This window comes from Shouchella clausii (assembly GCF_002250115.1).
In the GTDB taxonomy this organism is placed as follows: Bacteria; Bacillota; Bacilli; order Bacillales; family Bacillaceae_D; genus Shouchella; species Shouchella clausii.
Genome location: NZ_CP019985.1, coordinates 1,315,015 through 1,330,766 on the forward strand (window position 1 = coordinate 1,315,015; position 15,752 = coordinate 1,330,766).

Below are 15,752 nucleotides of genomic sequence, written 5' to 3' on the forward strand. Positions count from 1 at the left end.
AAAAAATACATAAAAAGGTATGCATTGAATTCTTGACGTCTCGTTCAAACAGTTTTACAACCGATGAACAAAGATCAATTTGAGTTATTTCTGGATTTAGTTTTCAAAGAACCTGAGAGTGTTGAGTCCTCTCAAAACTGAACAAGGCTACTGATTTCAATTACATCATGTAACACTTCTCAGTTTATGCTTCGTGCTGCCTTGCGACGAGTAACCGCAGGAGCAAAAGCATTTTAATCGAGAGTTTTGAGTCCTCTCAAAACTGAACAAATAGCCTAAGCGCTATATGACCAGAAGGTCATACATCGACTAGAGTAAAAACTCCATAGAAAGGAGGTGATCCAGCCGCACCTTCCGATACGGCTACCTTGTTACGACTTCACCCCAATCATTTGTCCCACCTTAGGCGGCTGGCTCCAAAAGGTTGCCTCACCGACTTCGGGTGTTACAAACTCTCGTGGTGTGACGGGCGGTGTGTACAAGACCCGGGAACGTATTCACCGCGGCATGCTGATCCGCGATTACTAGCAATTCCGGCTTCATGCAGGCGAGTTGCAGCCTGCAATCCGAACTGAGAATGGCTTTATGGGATTGGCTTCACCTCGCGGTTTCGCTGCCCTTTGTACCATCCATTGTAGCACGTGTGTAGCCCAGGTCATAAGGGGCATGATGATTTGACGTCATCCCCACCTTCCTCCGGTTTGTCACCGGCAGTCACCTTAGAGTGCCCAACTGAATGCTGGCAACTAAGATCAAGGGTTGCGCTCGTTGCGGGACTTAACCCAACATCTCACGACACGAGCTGACGACAACCATGCACCACCTGTCACTTTGCCCCCGAAGGGGAAGCCCAATCTCTTGGGTGGTCAAAGGATGTCAAGACCTGGTAAGGTTCTTCGCGTTGCTTCGAATTAAACCACATGCTCCACTGCTTGTGCGGGTCCCCGTCAATTCCTTTGAGTTTCAGCCTTGCGGCCGTACTCCCCAGGCGGAGTGCTTAATGTGTTAACTTCGGCACTACGGGCATCGAAACCCCTAACACCTAGCACTCATCGTTTACGGCGTGGACTACCAGGGTATCTAATCCTGTTTGCTCCCCACGCTTTCGCGCCTCAGCGTCAGTTACAGACCAGAGAGTCGCCTTCGCCACTGGTGTTCCTCCACATCTCTACGCATTTCACCGCTACACGTGGAATTCCACTCTCCTCTTCTGCACTCAAGCTCCCCAGTTTCCAATGGCCGCTCGGGGTTGAGCCCCGAGATTTCACATCAGACTTAAGAAGCCGCCTGCGCGCGCTTTACGCCCAATAATTCCGGACAACGCTTGCCACCTACGTATTACCGCGGCTGCTGGCACGTAGTTAGCCGTGGCTTTCTGGTGAGGTACCGTCAAGGTACCGCCCTATTCGAACGGTACCGCTTCTTCCCTCACAACAGAGCTTTACGACCCGAAGGCCTTCCTCACTCACGCGGCGTTGCTCCGTCAGACTTTCGTCCATTGCGGAAGATTCCCTACTGCTGCCTCCCGTAGGAGTCTGGGCCGTGTCTCAGTCCCAGTGTGGCCGATCACCCTCTCAGGTCGGCTACGCATCGTTGCCTTGGTAAGCCGTTACCTTACCAACTAGCTAATGCGCCGCGGGCCCATCCCTTAGTGATAGCCGAAGCCATCTTTCACCCTCTCTCCAGGTGGAGAAAGGGTTTATCCGGTATTAGCTCCGGTTTCCCGGAGTTATCCCAGTCTAAGGGGCAGGTTGCCCACGTGTTACTCACCCGTCCGCCGCTAAGTTTCAAAAAGCAAGCTTCTTGAAACTCCGCTCGACTTGCATGTATTAGGCACGCCGCCAGCGTTCGTCCTGAGCCAGGATCAAACTCTCCGTTAAAAAGTAGTTTGACTTGCTCATTGCACAACCGAAGTTGTGGCTCACTATCATTGACGAGATACCTTGTATCTCTTTTTACGCTTGGCTTTTGTTCAGTTTTCAAAGGACTCGTTTGTCGCCGTTCTCTCTTGGCGACTCAATTAATATATCATGTTTCCGCCAGGAAAGTCAATACTTTTTTCGAAAAAACTTTTAAACTACTGATCTTTTATGGCGCAAGAAGTAATATAACATGGATCAACTGAGGATTGCAATAAGAAATTATAAAAAACCGCTGGAAAAAGATAGAATCATTTTTTCCGCGGTTTCAAAGAATGAATTGTTGCACAGCTACAAGCAAAAGCATCCCTGGCAAACCAAGTAGCGCGACAGTCGTTGCTGTAATGGCATTAATAGGAATAAACAAACCCGTTGCGGTTGCAAATGAGTTTAGCAAGAACAACAACAGTGTGGCGATAATCAACCGGACGCCGATTTGTCCGGCTACTCGCAATGGCTTTACTGGTGCTCCTATAATCAAGAGCAACACGACAATACCACCTAATATGGACAATATAAGCCAAGATTCCATCCTATCACCTCAAAGAGAGCTCGTCTTGCTTTACTGTATGATCGCCACAACAAAAAAAGACCCAAAATCAGGATCCTTTTTGTTTTCGCCTATGGCGGACTCGCGCTTCCCGTAGAAGGAGGGAATAAAGCGCCTCCGCTCGTTTTACTTGATTCAATAATTCTTCAGAAGGGTCTACACTATGCGCTAACAGCTTCTTTTGATAATCGATCGATTCTTTTTGGCGTTCCAACATTTCGTACAACGTTGCTTCTTCTTCTTTACGAAGTACGCCCTTTTTTCGAAAACCTAACATCAAGATGCCACCTTACAATTCACGTCTACCTTCAATTGCTTTAGAAAGCGTTACTTCATCAGCATATTCCAAATCGCCACCGACAGGCAAACCGTGGGCTAGGCGAGTCACTTTAATGCCAGTAGGCTTAATTAAGCGTGAAATATACATTGCCGTTGCCTCTCCTTCAATGGTTGGATTGGTGGCAACAATGACTTCTTTTACGCTCTCATCATCCTGCAAACGTTTGATCAGTTCCGCAATTTTAATATCTTCTGGCCCGATTCCATCCATCGGCGAAATCGCCCCGTGTAAAACATGGTAAAGCCCGGTGTATTCCCGCATTTTCTCCATTGCAATTAAATCTCGTGATTCTTGGACAACACAAATCGTTGTACGGTCTCTATGCTTATCTTCACAAATCTGGCATGGATCCGTATCTGTGATGTTATGGCATTGAGAGCAGTAAGTTAGATCCCTTTTTGCATGGACAAGGGCTTTTGCAAACTCAAGCACATCGTCTTCCTTCATATCAAGGACATGAAAGGCAAGGCGGCTTGCTGTTTTTGGCCCAATTCCCGGGAGCCTCGTGAACCCTTCTATTAATTTTGCAATCGGTCTCGGGTATTGCAATCTCTTAGCCCCCTAGAACATTCCTGGCATGTTCAGTCCTTTTGTGAATTTCCCAAGGTCTTGTTCAACCAATTCGTCAACTTTTTTCAGCGCTTCATTTGTTGCGGCAATAATAAGATCTTGTAGCATTTCAACATCATCAGGGTCAACGACATCTTCAGAAATGTTCACTTCCAAAATCCGTTTGTCCCCGGAAGCAATAACGGTCACCATTCCGCCGCCGACAGTTGCTTCAACTGTTTTTTCTTTTAACTCCTCTTGTGCTTTCATCATTTGTTTTTGCATTTTTTGCATTTGCTTCATCATATTACCCATGTTCTTCATTTCAATCCATCTCCTTTAGGAATCAATGATCTCAATCAAATCTTCGCCAACTAGCTTAACTGCCTCATCAATCAACGGATCAGCTTCTTGCGGATGGTCAGTTTGTTTGTCTTTCACATATTCAGCCTTTATTTGCTGCCATTGTTGGTTCAGCAATGTCACAAAATCATGACGGCTGCCAAATGTTTGCTTTAGCACTTGGCAAAGAACGCCTCGAAACTTTGTATCCATCATATCACGATGCATTTCATTTTGAAACGCTAACAGTACCTTCGTATCCGAAGCGGCAACGGGTTTAGAGTCGCTCAGCCATGCATGGGCAGGCACACTCTCGCCTTTTATTTTCTCCATAATTGCGCCCCACTGGCTTACCGTCTCTTGCAAATCGGCTTTATTGGCGTTCTCTACTAGTTCACGGGCAGCGGCAGGAGTCGCCTTTCCTTGCTGTGGCGCCCTTGGCTGCATGCGCCGCCGTTCTTTTTGGGCAGGCGCCGGCTCGCTTTTATCAAATGTATTTCCTTGTTTGACTGAGGCAAGCTCCTCTTCAAGGCGCTTCACTTTTTCTTGCAATGCGCGCATTTCTTCATTGCCCACTTGCGCCATGTCTTGAGCAGGTGCAAGCTGCATCAATTTTATCACAGCCATTTCAAGCACGATCTTTGGCTGGAGCGCCCATTTCATTTCTTGTTGGCTTTCCGAAAGGCTCTGGATGGCAGCATAAATAAACGGCCTGCTATAAGATTCGGCCACTTGAACAAATGCATCATCAAGCACAGCCCTTTCAAACAAATCGGCTGTTTCAGGCGCTGTTTTATACAACAGCAAGTCTCGATAGTATAACAGCAAATCTTCCAAAAGCCTTTTCGGGTCTTTTCCGCCTTTGAGCGTTTCGTCAATGGTTTCCAGGACGAGGCGCGCATTTTGCTTTTCCAACGCTGCTGCCAATTGATGCAGCGCTTCTCGGGAAACAGCGCCGGTAATTGTTAAAACATCTTCGGTAGAGACTTTTTCATCTGAAAAGGAAATGGCTTGATCAAGCAAACTAAGGGCATCACGGGCGCCTCCATCAGCTGCTCGGGCAATCAGCTCAATCGCCTCTTCTTCATAAGGCTGTTGGTTGCTGTCAAGTATGAACTTCATCCGATTGATTAGCGCTTCATTTGAGATTGGTTTAAAATCAAAGCGTTGACACCGCGAAAGAATCGTTAACGGAATTTTGTGGGGCTCCGTCGTTGCCAAAATAAAAATCACATGAGCTGGCGGTTCTTCTAATGTTTTTAGAAGGGCATTAAAAGCCCCTGTTGAAAGCATATGGACTTCATCTATAATATACACTTTATAGGCAACTTCGCTCGGCGCAAATTTCACTTTGTCGCGTATATCACGTATTTCATCTACGCCATTATTGGAAGCCGCGTCAATTTCAATCACATCGACAACCGAACCAGTCGTAATTCCTACACAGGCATCGCACTCATTACAAGGTTCTGCGACTGGAGCTTGTTTGCAGTTGATCGCTTTGGCGACAATTTTCGCTGCACTCGTTTTCCCCGTCCCCCGTGGGCCTGAAAACAAGTAGGCGTGCGCAAGCTTTTGTTGCAAAAGTGCGTTTTTTAATGTTTTTGTAATATGTGATTGCCCGACAACATCTTCTAGTAACTGCGGGCGCCACACACGGTAAAGGGCTTGATAGCTCATCGGCTCCCCCCTTCTTCTTCATTCGGTATCATTATTATAGCCTTTTCTATTTCCGGTTTAAAGAGCGCTCCATAAAAACTTGTTTTGCCCGTATCCTTTTTGCTCGCAAAAACGTTCTTATTTATATAGAAAGCAAAAGAAAGGAGATGCTTCGATGACAAACAACCGCACAGTTGACTTTCAAAAGGCTTGGGACAAATATGCCCAAAGCACAAAAATCACTGTTTGGCTTTAACAAAAAATCGTTGGGAAGCGGAAGATTTATACCATGACACATGGCTCAAAGCTTGGTCCCATTGGCACAAGGCAGGCTTAACTCAGCTCACAAATGCTTATTTTACTAAGATTGCCAAGCATACATTTATCGACTACTGCCGCAAAACAAAAAGGCAGCCTTCGCAAAAACCTTTGGCTGAAACGAGCGCTGCCACATTTAACGCCGGCTCAGACATTGATTATTTGCTTAAACCGCTTGTGTCGAGCCTGACAGTCAAGCAACTTGGCATGTTTTTGCTTGCAGACGTGTACAAATGGCCGTTAAAAGACATTGCCCAGGCGTGCCAGCAGTCACTAGGATCGGTAAAAGCCACTCTTTTTCGGGCACGGCAAAACGTTTCAAAACATGTGCGCGAACATTTGGAGAAGGACTGGCAACTGGCAGACGAGCAAGCGTTGCATGTCCAACTGCTTGTTAAAGCACTGGCTGAAGAAAATACCGCATTGATTGTGCAATTGGTAAACGAGACCGTTCCAGCGTCTATTTTGCATGGCAAGCATATACAAATGAAAATGAACACGCCAGCATCACAGGCGCTGGCTGCTTAAGTAAAAAAGGAGCGATTTTGATGAGCACACCGATTCCATATGTTATGGAACAAACCCATTATGGGGAGCGGAGTTACGACATTTACTCTCGTCTCTTGAAAGACCGGATTATTTTTATCGGCGATGAAATTACCGACCCTCTTGCGAACAGCGTCACAGCCCAACTACTTTTTCTAGCCTCTACCGATCCTGAAAAAGACATTTCCATTTACATTAACAGCCCTGGCGGCTCCGTATCTGCGGGCTTTGCCATTCTCGATACGATGCTATACATCAAACCAGACATCCAAACGATTTGCACGGGGATGGCCGCCTCATTTGCAGCTGTTCTTCTTGTAGGAGGGACTAAAGGGAAACGCTGCGCTTTACCTCATGCAGAAGTCATGATTCACCAACCCCATGGAGGTATGAAAGGGCAAGCGTCTGATATGGACATTTACGCACAGCGGATTTTAAAACAACGCAAAGAAATTAACAACTTCATCGCGGAAAGGACTGGACAAACGCCTGACAAAATCGCCAACGACAGCGAACGTGACTACTTTATGAGCGCTGCGGAAGCAAAAGACTATGGCGTGATCGATAACATTCTTCCAGTTTAACTTGCGTCGAGCGGCGGGTCACTGTCGCTCGTTTTACATATAATAGAGCAAACTTTCGTATTGCCTATCGATTGAATTAGTATGAAAAGTCATTGGCTAAAATAAAAACGCCCCATTCAGCCAGGCAAATACTGACCGATGGAACGTTGTTTCATTCATTTCGTTTTTAAGCTATGCGGCACACATTATGTCGCATCTACAAAAATATAGTAAATACCGTGCACCTTTCCTCGATAACAGCGCCACAAGCGTTACCTGAGCAGTTAGCTCGATCCAGGCACCTCTGCGGCACACGGAAGGGTCCACTTACTGCTGCTTCCTTCCGGACCTGACAGGGTTCATGGGTTTCCGTTGCGCAGAACCCAAACGTCAACACCACTTACTCAGGGCAGGCCTTGCAGCACCGAAACCTCAAAAAGGGATTCAACCTCGCTATAGCGGATTGCGAGTTACAGGGCACCGCTACCTCCCCATCTAGCACGGCAAATTGTAAATAAAGGTAAGCACCTAAAGGTAAGGTGCAAGTTCAAGTATACTAGATCAACTAGACAAATGCAACCGTTAACGGTCTTCTTACAAATCCTGTTTCTTCCTTTTTTGGTTAGCGCGCAATTCCCGGAAAAATGCCGACAATTTCTCTCCACATCTTTCTTCCAGCACGCCGCTAATTACTTCACAACGATGGTTAAAGCGCTCCTCTTGTAAAAGATTCATCAATGTGCCAGCACAGCCTGCTTTTTGGTCCCTTGCCCCGTAAACAACGGTTGGAATACGCGATTGCACAATCGCGCCAGCACACATCGGGCATGGTTCAAGGGTGACATATAACGTGCAGCCTTCCAGCCGCCAAGCGCCAAGTTTTTTGTTTGCCTGTTCAATCGCCAACAGTTCAGCATGGGCGAGCGCTGAATGATTGGCCTCGCGTAAATTGTAGGCAGAGGCGATGAGCTTGCCTTCTTTTATAATCACTGCGCCAATCGGCACTTCACCGATTTCCTCTGCCTTTGCCGCCTCTTCTAAAGCCACATTCATCCATTTTTCATGTGTTCCTTGATCCATCGATGATCATCACACTCCTAATCGTGTTTAAAAAGGTGCCAAAGAGCCTAATCCATTCTCCTTATGCATTTATTCTTGTTTGATCTTTAAACTTAAACGGCTTTGTTATCACTATATAATGATAAAGAAAAACACGGCCACTCTAGTGGTCGTGTGTATATGCGAATATGGCGGAGGAAGAGGGATTCGAACCCCCGCGCGGTGTGACCCGCCTGTCGGTTTTCAAGACCGATCCCTTCAGCCAGACTTGGGTATTCCTCCGTTTAACTGACAAAAGCTAGTATAAGCAATTTTAAGCGAAAATGCAAGTGTCTGTCTCGATGATTCTGTCGACAACCTATTAGACGAATAGAAAACGATTGTCAGACGAGGACGGATGCGAGCACTTGTCTACAACTTAAAAGGCTGCCAAAATTGGCAGCCTTTCATTTTTATTGCTCAATATACGTGTCGTGGAACAAGAAGTCGCCTGAAGGAGAAACGGCAATGTTTTTCACTTCATCGCGGACGCCATTCAAGTAATTTTTCGTTGTTGTGAATACAACTGGTACTTCTTCATTTAAGATTGCTTGTGCTTCTGCATAAAGCTCATTACGCTTGTCTTCATCAACTTCTTTGGCAGCTTCATCTAAAATCGCATCCAATTCAGGATTTGAATAGAACGAACGGTTGCCTGGCTCGCCCATGTTATCAGAATGGAACAGCGGCGCTAACGCGTAGTCTGCATCTCCTGTAGCTGAACTCCAGCCAAGGATAAACATTTCATGTTCACCATTTCCTGTTGCATCCAAATATGTCGCCCATTCTTGGATATTGATGTCAACGGTAATGTTCAGATCAGCTAATTGATTTTGGATGTATTGCGCTAAGTCAACACGTGCAGCTGAATCATTCGTAGAAAGCGTTACTTCAAAGCCATCTTCATAGCCTGCTTCTGCAAGCAATTCTTTCGCAGCATCTACATCATATGGAAGCGGCTCTGCATTTGGGTCATGGCCTATAACGCCAGGAGACACTGGGCTTGTCGCCGGAAGTTCGAAGCCATCTAAAATATCGTTGGCAATTACATTTTTATCAATCGCCATTGCAATCGCTTGGCGGACGCGGACATCATCAAAAGGCTCTTTCTCGACATTAAAGCCAAAGTAAGAAGCAGAGATGCTTTCCGTTTCTAGCAAATGTGCGCCGTCTGTTGCTTCCAATTGAGCAACACCTGACACGTCAAGAGGTTCAATAAAATGAGAGCTTCCTGTTTCAAGTTCCGCTAGGCGGGTGTTGCCATCTGGAACCGTTTTGAACGTGACAGAATCAAGTTTTGCTGGCTCGCCCCAGTACTCTTCGTTCTTCTTGAAGACAAGTTCAGAAGAACCGATTTGGCCGCTTTCATATTTAAAATAACCTGTTCCTGCTGGGTTTGCATTCACTTCAGTCGATGGTTGTTCGCCGTTTTCCATCGCCGCATAGTCAGCGTCGATAACGTCAGGACTAATCATAAAACCGGCGTTGTGAGCAAAGCTATAAATGAGCGGCGCAAACGGCTCTTCTGTCACGAACTCAATTTCATAATCGTTGATGACGTTAATTTCTGAAATCTCTTCAAATAAAAATGCCCGTTGTGAGGCAAGTGCTTCATCAGTAATACGTTCGATATTCTTTTTAACGGCTTCTGCATTGAATTCAGCGCCGTCATGGAATTTAACACCTTCTTGCAATTTGAACGTCAACGCTGTTCCGTCGTCATTCCACTCATAACCCGTTGCCAGAGCCGGTTGTAATTCCATGTTTTCGTCAAAATCAATTAAGGTTTCATAAATTTGCCCTTGGACTTGGCCAGATGGCACGTCATTGACTTGGTGCGGATCTAAAGCAACAATGTCAGCATTCATTGCAACGACAAGATCGCCGCCTTGTCCGCTTTCTTCTGCGCCTTCACCGCCGCCGCCCGTGTTTGTGTTTTCATCTGGTTCACTGGAGCATGCAGCTAGTCCAGCAGCTACAGTTAAAGCCATAACACCGTAAAACGGTTTTTTTACATTCATTATTTTATCCCCCTTGTTCTCTTAAATTTCTGTAAAACAAATTTCACTATATACTATTTTACACAAATAAACAATGTCCTGCTTTAAACATTCACATTAATTAGGACTTTAGACTTAAATTTTTACCCTAATATATTGATTCACTTCATTTTAATGGTAATATCTTATGTTTTCTTGCTTTCTATAGCCCATTTCTTTTATTTTCCTATTATAATAGCGACCATTTTCCACTCTTGGTTAACAAGTGTGGACGGAAAAATAGGACGCTATTTATCTCACAATCTGTCTCAAGGATGCCCAGTGGATTTATAGTGACTCATCCCTGATTCGATAAATCTTTATAAAACTGTGTTCAAATCCGAAAATTCCCTTTGCATATGTCGACATTATTCGCTAAAATACTATATTAAGATTGCTATTTTAGATTGTTTTCGTTTTAAGACGTGTTGTATAATCAGATGATGCGTATAAGCTGAAAAGAAAGGAAGTTGAATATGTCTCAGGATACTGCAAGTCAGCCAATCGGCCAAGTTGCACAAAAGCCTTGGGTGCGAAATTGGAAGGCTTTTTTAGGTCGTTTGTTGTCGAACAAGTCTGCCGTCTTTGGCGGATCGCTGATTATTATTCTAGCAATCTTAGCCGTCATCGGCCCTTGGATTGCCCCTCAAGGCATTAATGAACAAGACTTTGCACTTAAATTACAAGGGCCTTCTAGTGAACATTGGTTCGGCACCGATGATTTTGGCCGTGATGTGTTCTCACGTATTTTACACGGTTTAAGCATTACGTTTCGTATTGGCTTCGTTTCTGTCGCCATCGCAGGAACAGTCGGAACCGTCATTGGCATTATTTCTGGCTACTATGGCGGTAAAATTGATGCCATTATTATGCGGATTATGGATATTCTTTTAGCGTTTCCAAGTATTATCCTTGCGCTTGCAATCGTTGCGACACTCGGGCCTGGCTTGAATAACATTATTCTTGCGGTAGCAATCAGCGCATTTCCAGTATTTGCACGGATTGCAAGAGGCTCAACACTATCTGTCAAAAAATTAGAATATATCGATGCTGTAAAAGCGCTGGGTGCTAGCGATACTCGTATTATTTTTAAGCATATCTTACCAAATACAATGTCGCCATTAATTGTACAATCGACTTTATCGATTGCAACTGGTGTTTTATCTGCCGCAGGCCTCTCTTTTCTTGGTTTAGGCGTTTCGCCTCCTAGCCCTGAATGGGGTGCGATGTTAAACAGCGGAAAAGTATACATGTTCCAGGCTCCGCATATGACTTACGCCCCTGGACTAGCAATTGTCTTGTTTGTCCTCGCCTTTAACCTGTTTGGCGATGGGCTCCGTGATGCGCTTGATCCAAAGACGAAATAATTTATAGAAAAGAGGTGCGCCTATGTTTAAGTTTTTAGTCCGCAGATTGCTCCAGCTCATACCTGTTATCATCGGGGTAACATTAATTGTTTTTTCATTAATGCATTTTATTCCTGGCGACCCCGCTCAAGTACTTGCAGGCGAATCGGCTACGCCTCAACAAATTGAAGCCATTAATGAAAGACTCGGTCTGAATGACCCTTATCCCGTCCAATATTTTCGTTATATGACCAACTTAGTTCAATTCGATTTAGGGAATTCTTTACGGAATGGACAGCCTGTTTCTGATTTAATTCTCCAGCGAATAGGCATAACACTCGAACTTTCGATATACAGTACGATTCTCAGTATTTTCCTTGGCTTGATTGCAGGTGTCTTGTCTGCAACAAAGCGTGGTTCATTCCGTGATTCTGCGATTATGGTGTTGGCTTTGTTTGGGATGTCCATGCCAAACTTTTGGCTAGGCCTTGTGCTGATCCAATGGTTCGCATTAGGCAACATCCCATTTATCGGAAAATTTATCGATACGGCTTGGTTTCCTCCTTCTGGGTGGGGCAGCTTTGAACAACTTGTACTACCTGTATTTATGCTTGGAATTTCAGGGGCAGCGATTGTTGCCCGGATGACTCGTTCCAGCATGCTAGAGGTTATTAACCAAGACTATATTCGCACGGCCCGTGCCAAAGGGGTTAGGGAGCGGATTGTTATATATCAACATGCTTTAAAAAACGCGTTAATTCCAGTTATTACCGTAGTTGGTTTGAGCTTTGGCAGCTTGCTTGGCGGCGCCGTTCTTGCCGAGAGCGTGTTTGCCATTAACGGAATGGGCAGGCTGATTTACGACGCGATTAACAACCGTGACTTTCCTGTCATGCAAGGTGGCATTTTAGTTGCTTCGCTTTTATTCGTCCTTGTTAACTTGCTTGTAGACATTGCCTATCGATTCGTAAACAAACGGGTTGAAACTGAATAAATCGTTTAAGAGAAAGGAGTGAGACGATTGGCTAATGATCCGATCTTGCAAATACGTGATCTACGTACTTCTTTTTTCACGAAGGAATTGGAAGTAAAAGCAGTAGATGGTGTGACATTTGATGTTGAAAAAGGAAAGACGCTTGGCATTGTTGGGGAATCTGGTTCTGGTAAAAGCATTACGTCCCTATCAATATTAAATTTGCTCTCACATCCAGGAAAAGTGGTCGGTGGGGAGATTTTGTTTAAGGGCGATGATTTGTTGAAAAAAACGCCTGCGCAAATGCGGAAAATTCGCGGCAACGAAATTTCGATGATTTTCCAAGAGCCGATGACATCGTTAAACCCGACCTTTACAGTCGGCCAGCAAATTAGTGAGTCTTTTCGCATTCATGAACATTTATCCAAAAAACAAGCACGCGCTCGTTCCATTGAGATGTTGAAACTGGTTGGCATTCCTTCTCCTGAGAAACGGATTGACCAATACCCGTTTGAGCTTTCAGGCGGAATGCGGCAACGTGTCATGATTGCAATCGCTCTTGCGTGCAACCCAGACTTGCTCATTGCGGATGAACCGACAACCGCACTCGATGTGACGATTCAAGCGCAAATTCTTGAGTTAATTAAAGACTTGCAAAATCGCCTTGGCATGTCTGTTATCATGATTACTCACGACCTTGGGGTTGTAGCGGAGACATGCGACAACGTCGCCGTAATGTACGGTGGACAAGTCGTGGAGTACGCTTCTGTCCATGACTTGTTTACAAAACCGCGCCACCCATATACAGTCGGCCTTATGCAATCGTTGCCGCGCCATGATGAAGACGTAGAAGGCGATTTGTCTATTATAAAAGGTTCTGTGCCAGCGCCAGCCGATATGCCAAAGGGCTGCCGTTTTGCGCCTCGCTGCCCATTTGCAAGCGACATTTGCAAAGAGCTGCCTGAACTCGAAACAAATGAAGACGGCAGCCAAATCCGCTGCTGGATTTACACGGATAAATGGGATAAGCCGGAGGTGAATGTACGTGAGCAATACGCTACTAAAAGTTGACCATTTAAAGCAGTATTTCCCGATTAAAGGGGGCTTTTTAGGGCGGACGGTCAACCATGTCAAAGCGGTTGATGACATTTCGTTTGAAGTGAAAGAAGGCGAAACGGTTTCGATTGTAGGGGAATCCGGCTGCGGAAAGTCTACAACTGGCCGAGCAATTCTCCGACTTGACGAACCGACTTCAGGAAAAATCCAGTTCCAAGGCGAAGATTTGCTTTCACTGAACCGCGCCCAAATGCGTAAAAAACGCAAAGACTTGCAAATTATTTTCCAAGATCCTTATGCATCAATTAATCCGCGGCAAACGGTTCGCCAAGTGCTGTCGGAAGCGATGACCATCCAAGGGGTTGCGCCTGCCAAAGATCATGATCGGCTTATTCGCGAACTAATGAAAACGGTCGGTTTAGGCGAACACCAAATTGATCGCTTCCCTCACGAATTTAGTGGCGGCCAGCGTCAACGCGTTGGTATCGCCAGAGCTTTGGCTGTCAATCCAAAATTGATCATTTGCGACGAAGCCGTTTCCGCGCTTGATGTATCGATCCAAGCACAAGTAATTAATTTGCTCAAAAAACTGCAGCGTGAACTAAAATTAACGTATTTGTTTATTTCCCATGACTTAGGCGTTGTCCGTCATATTTCAGACCGCGTCATTGTCATGTATCTTGGCCGCATTGTCGAAATGGGCGATAAAAAATCAGTTTTCGATAATCCACAGCATCCGTATACAAAAGCGCTGCTGTCTGCGATTCCAAAACCGGATCCGAGCATTAAAAAGGAGCGCATCATTTTGCAAGGCGACGTGCCATCGCCAATTGATCCCCCAAGCGGATGCCGTTTTCATACACGTTGCCCATTTGCAACAGAAAAATGCAAAACAGAAGTCCCTGAATTGCGGACAACCAAAGGAATGGCAAATAGCCATGCCGGGGCATGCCATTATATGGAGGAAATTTCTTCTGGCGAACACCAACCTGCTTATTCTTAAAAACACGAAAAAGCCTGCTTTCGGCCATCAAAATGGCCAAAAGCAGGCTTTTATGTTTACAAGACTTTGCTTAAAAACGATTTTGTACGCTCGTTTTTCGTTTGTTCAAAAATCTCTACAGGCGTGCCCTCTTCAACAAGGCGACCCTCATCCATAAAGATAACGCGATCACCGACTTCACGGGCAAACCCCATTTCATGTGTGACGACAATCATCGTCATCCCTTCCAATGCCAATTCTTTCATGACAGAAAGGACGTCGCCGACAAGCTCAGGGTCTAGTGCTGACGTCGGTTCATCAAACAGCATCACTTTCGGATTCATTGACAACGCTCTTGCAATCGCAACACGCTGTTTTTGCCCGCCTGACAAGCTGGCCGGGTAAGCATCTGCTTTATCCCCTAAACCGACTTTCTCAAGAAGCTTCTTGGCTGCCGCAACCGCTTCCCCTTTTTCAATGCCCCGCACTTTCAATGGCGCAAGCGTGATATTTTCCAATACCGTCTTGTGAGGAAACAAATTAAAATGTTGAAACACCATGCCAACCTCCTGGCGCACAGCATTAATATTCGTTTTCGGATCGGCAATATTGACGCCATCAATGACGACTTCCCCAGCCGTAATGTCTTCAAGCCGGTTTAAACAGCGGAGAAACGTACTTTTCCCGGAGCCAGACGGGCCAATAATGCAAACAACTTCCTTTTCGCGAATGTCCGTCGTAATCCCCTTTAGCACTTCATGTTCTCCAAACGATTTATGCAAATCATTTACTTTAATCATGTCCGTTCCAATCTCCGTTCTGTGTAGCGTAATAAAAGGGAAGCCGGAATCGTGATCGCTAAGTAAAACAGGCAGACAAGCAAATATGTATCAAAATACGAAGCAGATAAACCTGTATACGTTCTGCTTTGATACATTAAATCGGCAACGGCGATTGTCGATAAGAGCGACGTATCTTTTAAACTGATAATAAATTGGTTGCCGAATGGAGGAATCATTACCTTAATAGCTTGAGGCCAAATAATATAGCGCATTGTTTGACTCCCTGTTAAACCTAGCGACCTGCCAGCTTCCATTTGCCCTTTGTCTATCGATTGTACCCCGCCGCGGACAATCTCGGCAATATAGGCGCCTGAGTTAATCGCAATGACAAAAATACCAGTGTAAAGCGGATCAAACCGTAAATCCAACAGACCTGGAATCCCGAAATGGATAAAAAAGATTTGTGCCAGCAAAGGCGTTCCCCGAATGGCTTCCACAAAAATTGCTGCAATTGCTCTCACGAATCCAATACGAGACAGGCGCATCAATCCGAAAGTCGAGCCAACGATACTTCCTAAAAAAACACCGACGAGCGTAATTAAAACCGTGTATTTCAAACCTTCCCATAAAAAAGGCAATGCCCCAAAATCCATTTTTTATCTCACCTCTTGATGAAAGCTGGCATAGCGA

General features: G+C 45.3%; 15 protein-coding genes, 1 tRNA gene, 1 rRNA gene and 1 other RNA gene. 6 read left to right on the forward strand and 12 right to left on the reverse strand.

Going from position 1 to position 15,752, the window contains the following annotated elements; genetic code table 11:
* Positions 1-329 precede the first annotated feature (329 nt).
* The 6 genes from BC8716_RS06360 to dnaX form a co-directional block, all read right to left on the reverse strand.
* Positions 330-1,880 (reverse strand): 16S ribosomal RNA (locus BC8716_RS06360).
* A gap of 307 nt (positions 1,881-2,187) precedes the next feature.
* Complete coding sequence (locus BC8716_RS06365) at positions 2,188-2,451, reverse strand: pro-sigmaK processing inhibitor BofA family protein (RefSeq protein WP_094424376.1); 264 nt, start codon at positions 2,449-2,451, stop codon at positions 2,188-2,190.
* Positions 2,452-2,518: 67 nt separating this feature from the next.
* Positions 2,519-2,746, reverse strand: coding sequence for a YaaL family protein (locus BC8716_RS06370; protein WP_094424377.1), 228 nt, complete (start codon positions 2,744-2,746; stop codon positions 2,519-2,521).
* Between the two features lie 12 nt (positions 2,747-2,758).
* Positions 2,759-3,358 (reverse strand): recombination mediator RecR, encoded by a 600-nt coding sequence (recR, locus tag BC8716_RS06375; RefSeq protein WP_011244903.1) that lies wholly within the window; start codon positions 3,356-3,358, stop codon positions 2,759-2,761.
* Between the two features lie 12 nt (positions 3,359-3,370).
* Entirely contained in the window at positions 3,371-3,682 is a 312-nt protein-coding gene (locus tag BC8716_RS06380; RefSeq protein WP_035202581.1) for a YbaB/EbfC family nucleoid-associated protein, read from the reverse strand.
* A 15-nt stretch (positions 3,683-3,697) separates the two neighbouring features.
* Positions 3,698-5,380, reverse strand: a complete 1,683-nt coding sequence (dnaX, locus tag BC8716_RS06385) for a DNA polymerase III subunit gamma/tau (RefSeq protein WP_094424378.1) — start codon at positions 5,378-5,380, stop codon at positions 3,698-3,700.
* Positions 5,381-5,605: 225 nt separating this feature from the next.
* On the opposite strand from dnaX, the gene BC8716_RS06390 reads away from it, so the two are divergent.
* Together BC8716_RS06390 and BC8716_RS06395 are read left to right on the forward strand one after the other, a co-directional pair.
* Positions 5,606-6,205: an RNA polymerase sigma factor gene (locus BC8716_RS06390; protein ID WP_169715917.1), complete on the forward strand. Its 600-nt coding sequence runs from the start codon at positions 5,606-5,608 to the stop codon at positions 6,203-6,205.
* A 20-nt stretch (positions 6,206-6,225) separates the two neighbouring features.
* Positions 6,226-6,807: an ATP-dependent Clp protease proteolytic subunit gene (locus tag BC8716_RS06395; RefSeq protein ID WP_094424380.1), complete on the forward strand. Its 582-nt coding sequence runs from the start codon at positions 6,226-6,228 to the stop codon at positions 6,805-6,807.
* A gap of 216 nt (positions 6,808-7,023) precedes the next feature.
* Here the strand turns inward: BC8716_RS06395 and ffs are convergent.
* The 4 genes from ffs to BC8716_RS06415 all read right to left on the reverse strand — a co-directional run bounded on the left by ffs (position 7,024) and on the right by BC8716_RS06415 (position 9,905).
* Positions 7,024-7,290, reverse strand: an RNA gene (gene ffs / locus BC8716_RS06400) — signal recognition particle sRNA large type.
* Between the two features lie 90 nt (positions 7,291-7,380).
* On the reverse strand, positions 7,381-7,866 hold the full coding sequence (gene tadA, locus BC8716_RS06405; RefSeq protein ID WP_094424381.1) for a tRNA adenosine(34) deaminase TadA: 486 nt from the start codon (positions 7,864-7,866) through the stop codon (positions 7,381-7,383).
* 168 nt (positions 7,867-8,034) lie between these two features.
* A tRNA-Ser gene (locus BC8716_RS06410) sits at positions 8,035-8,127 on the reverse strand.
* A 170-nt stretch (positions 8,128-8,297) separates the two neighbouring features.
* On the reverse strand, positions 8,298-9,905 hold the full coding sequence (locus tag BC8716_RS06415) for a glutathione ABC transporter substrate-binding protein (protein WP_094424382.1): 1,608 nt from the start codon (positions 9,903-9,905) through the stop codon (positions 8,298-8,300).
* A 494-nt stretch (positions 9,906-10,399) separates the two neighbouring features.
* On the opposite strand from BC8716_RS06415, the gene BC8716_RS06420 reads away from it, so the two are divergent.
* From BC8716_RS06420 to BC8716_RS06435, 4 genes are read left to right on the forward strand one after another with little or no spacing between them, the layout of a single operon-like run.
* Entirely contained in the window at positions 10,400-11,290 is an 891-nt protein-coding gene (locus tag BC8716_RS06420) for an ABC transporter permease (RefSeq protein WP_094424383.1), read from the forward strand.
* Positions 11,291-11,312: 22 nt separating this feature from the next.
* On the forward strand, positions 11,313-12,263 hold the full coding sequence (locus BC8716_RS06425) for an ABC transporter permease (RefSeq protein ID WP_011244895.1): 951 nt from the start codon (positions 11,313-11,315) through the stop codon (positions 12,261-12,263).
* 18 nt (positions 12,264-12,281) lie between these two features.
* Positions 12,282-13,313, forward strand: a complete 1,032-nt coding sequence (locus BC8716_RS06430) for an ABC transporter ATP-binding protein (RefSeq protein ID WP_094424384.1) — start codon at positions 12,282-12,284, stop codon at positions 13,311-13,313.
* On the forward strand, positions 13,282-14,301 hold the full coding sequence (locus BC8716_RS06435) for an ABC transporter ATP-binding protein (RefSeq protein ID WP_094424385.1): 1,020 nt from the start codon (positions 13,282-13,284) through the stop codon (positions 14,299-14,301). The genes BC8716_RS06430 and BC8716_RS06435 overlap by 32 nt, the downstream gene beginning before the upstream one ends.
* A gap of 56 nt (positions 14,302-14,357) precedes the next feature.
* Here BC8716_RS06435 and BC8716_RS06440 read toward each other — a convergent pair whose 3' ends face one another.
* Complete coding sequence (locus BC8716_RS06440; protein ID WP_094424386.1) at positions 14,358-15,080, reverse strand: amino acid ABC transporter ATP-binding protein; 723 nt, start codon at positions 15,078-15,080, stop codon at positions 14,358-14,360.
* Positions 15,077-15,715 (reverse strand): amino acid ABC transporter permease, encoded by a 639-nt coding sequence (locus BC8716_RS06445; RefSeq protein WP_094424387.1) that lies wholly within the window; start codon positions 15,713-15,715, stop codon positions 15,077-15,079. The genes BC8716_RS06440 and BC8716_RS06445 overlap by 4 nt, the downstream gene beginning before the upstream one ends.
* Positions 15,716-15,752: the final 37 nt, after the last annotated feature.

What these genes read in the sequence shown, in the direction of transcription:
- BC8716_RS06365 (WP_094424376.1), bottom strand. Translation starts at nt 2,451, where the DNA reads ATGGAATCTTGGCTTATATTGTCCATATTAGGTGGTATTGTCGTGTTG.
- BC8716_RS06370 (WP_094424377.1), bottom strand. Translation starts at nt 2,746, where the DNA reads ATGTTAGGTTTTCGAAAAAAGGGCGTACTTCGTAAAGAAGAAGAAGCA.
- BC8716_RS06380 (WP_035202581.1), bottom strand. Translation starts at nt 3,682, where the DNA reads ATGAAGAACATGGGTAATATGATGAAGCAAATGCAAAAAATGCAAAAA.
- dnaX (WP_094424378.1), bottom strand. Translation starts at nt 5,380, where the DNA reads ATGAGCTATCAAGCCCTTTACCGTGTGTGGCGCCCGCAGTTACTAGAA.
- BC8716_RS06395 (WP_094424380.1), top strand. Translation starts at nt 6,226, where the DNA reads ATGAGCACACCGATTCCATATGTTATGGAACAAACCCATTATGGGGAG.
- tadA (WP_094424381.1), bottom strand. Translation starts at nt 7,866, where the DNA reads ATGGATCAAGGAACACATGAAAAATGGATGAATGTGGCTTTAGAAGAG.
- BC8716_RS06415 (WP_094424382.1), bottom strand. Translation starts at nt 9,905, where the DNA reads ATGAATGTAAAAAAACCGTTTTACGGTGTTATGGCTTTAACTGTAGCT.
- BC8716_RS06420 (WP_094424383.1), top strand. Translation starts at nt 10,400, where the DNA reads ATGTCTCAGGATACTGCAAGTCAGCCAATCGGCCAAGTTGCACAAAAG.
- BC8716_RS06425 (WP_011244895.1), top strand. Translation starts at nt 11,313, where the DNA reads ATGTTTAAGTTTTTAGTCCGCAGATTGCTCCAGCTCATACCTGTTATC.
- BC8716_RS06435 (WP_094424385.1), top strand. Translation starts at nt 13,282, where the DNA reads ATGTACGTGAGCAATACGCTACTAAAAGTTGACCATTTAAAGCAGTAT.
- BC8716_RS06440 (WP_094424386.1), bottom strand. Translation starts at nt 15,080, where the DNA reads ATGATTAAAGTAAATGATTTGCATAAATCGTTTGGAGAACATGAAGTG.
- BC8716_RS06445 (WP_094424387.1), bottom strand. Translation starts at nt 15,715, where the DNA reads ATGGATTTTGGGGCATTGCCTTTTTTATGGGAAGGTTTGAAATACACG.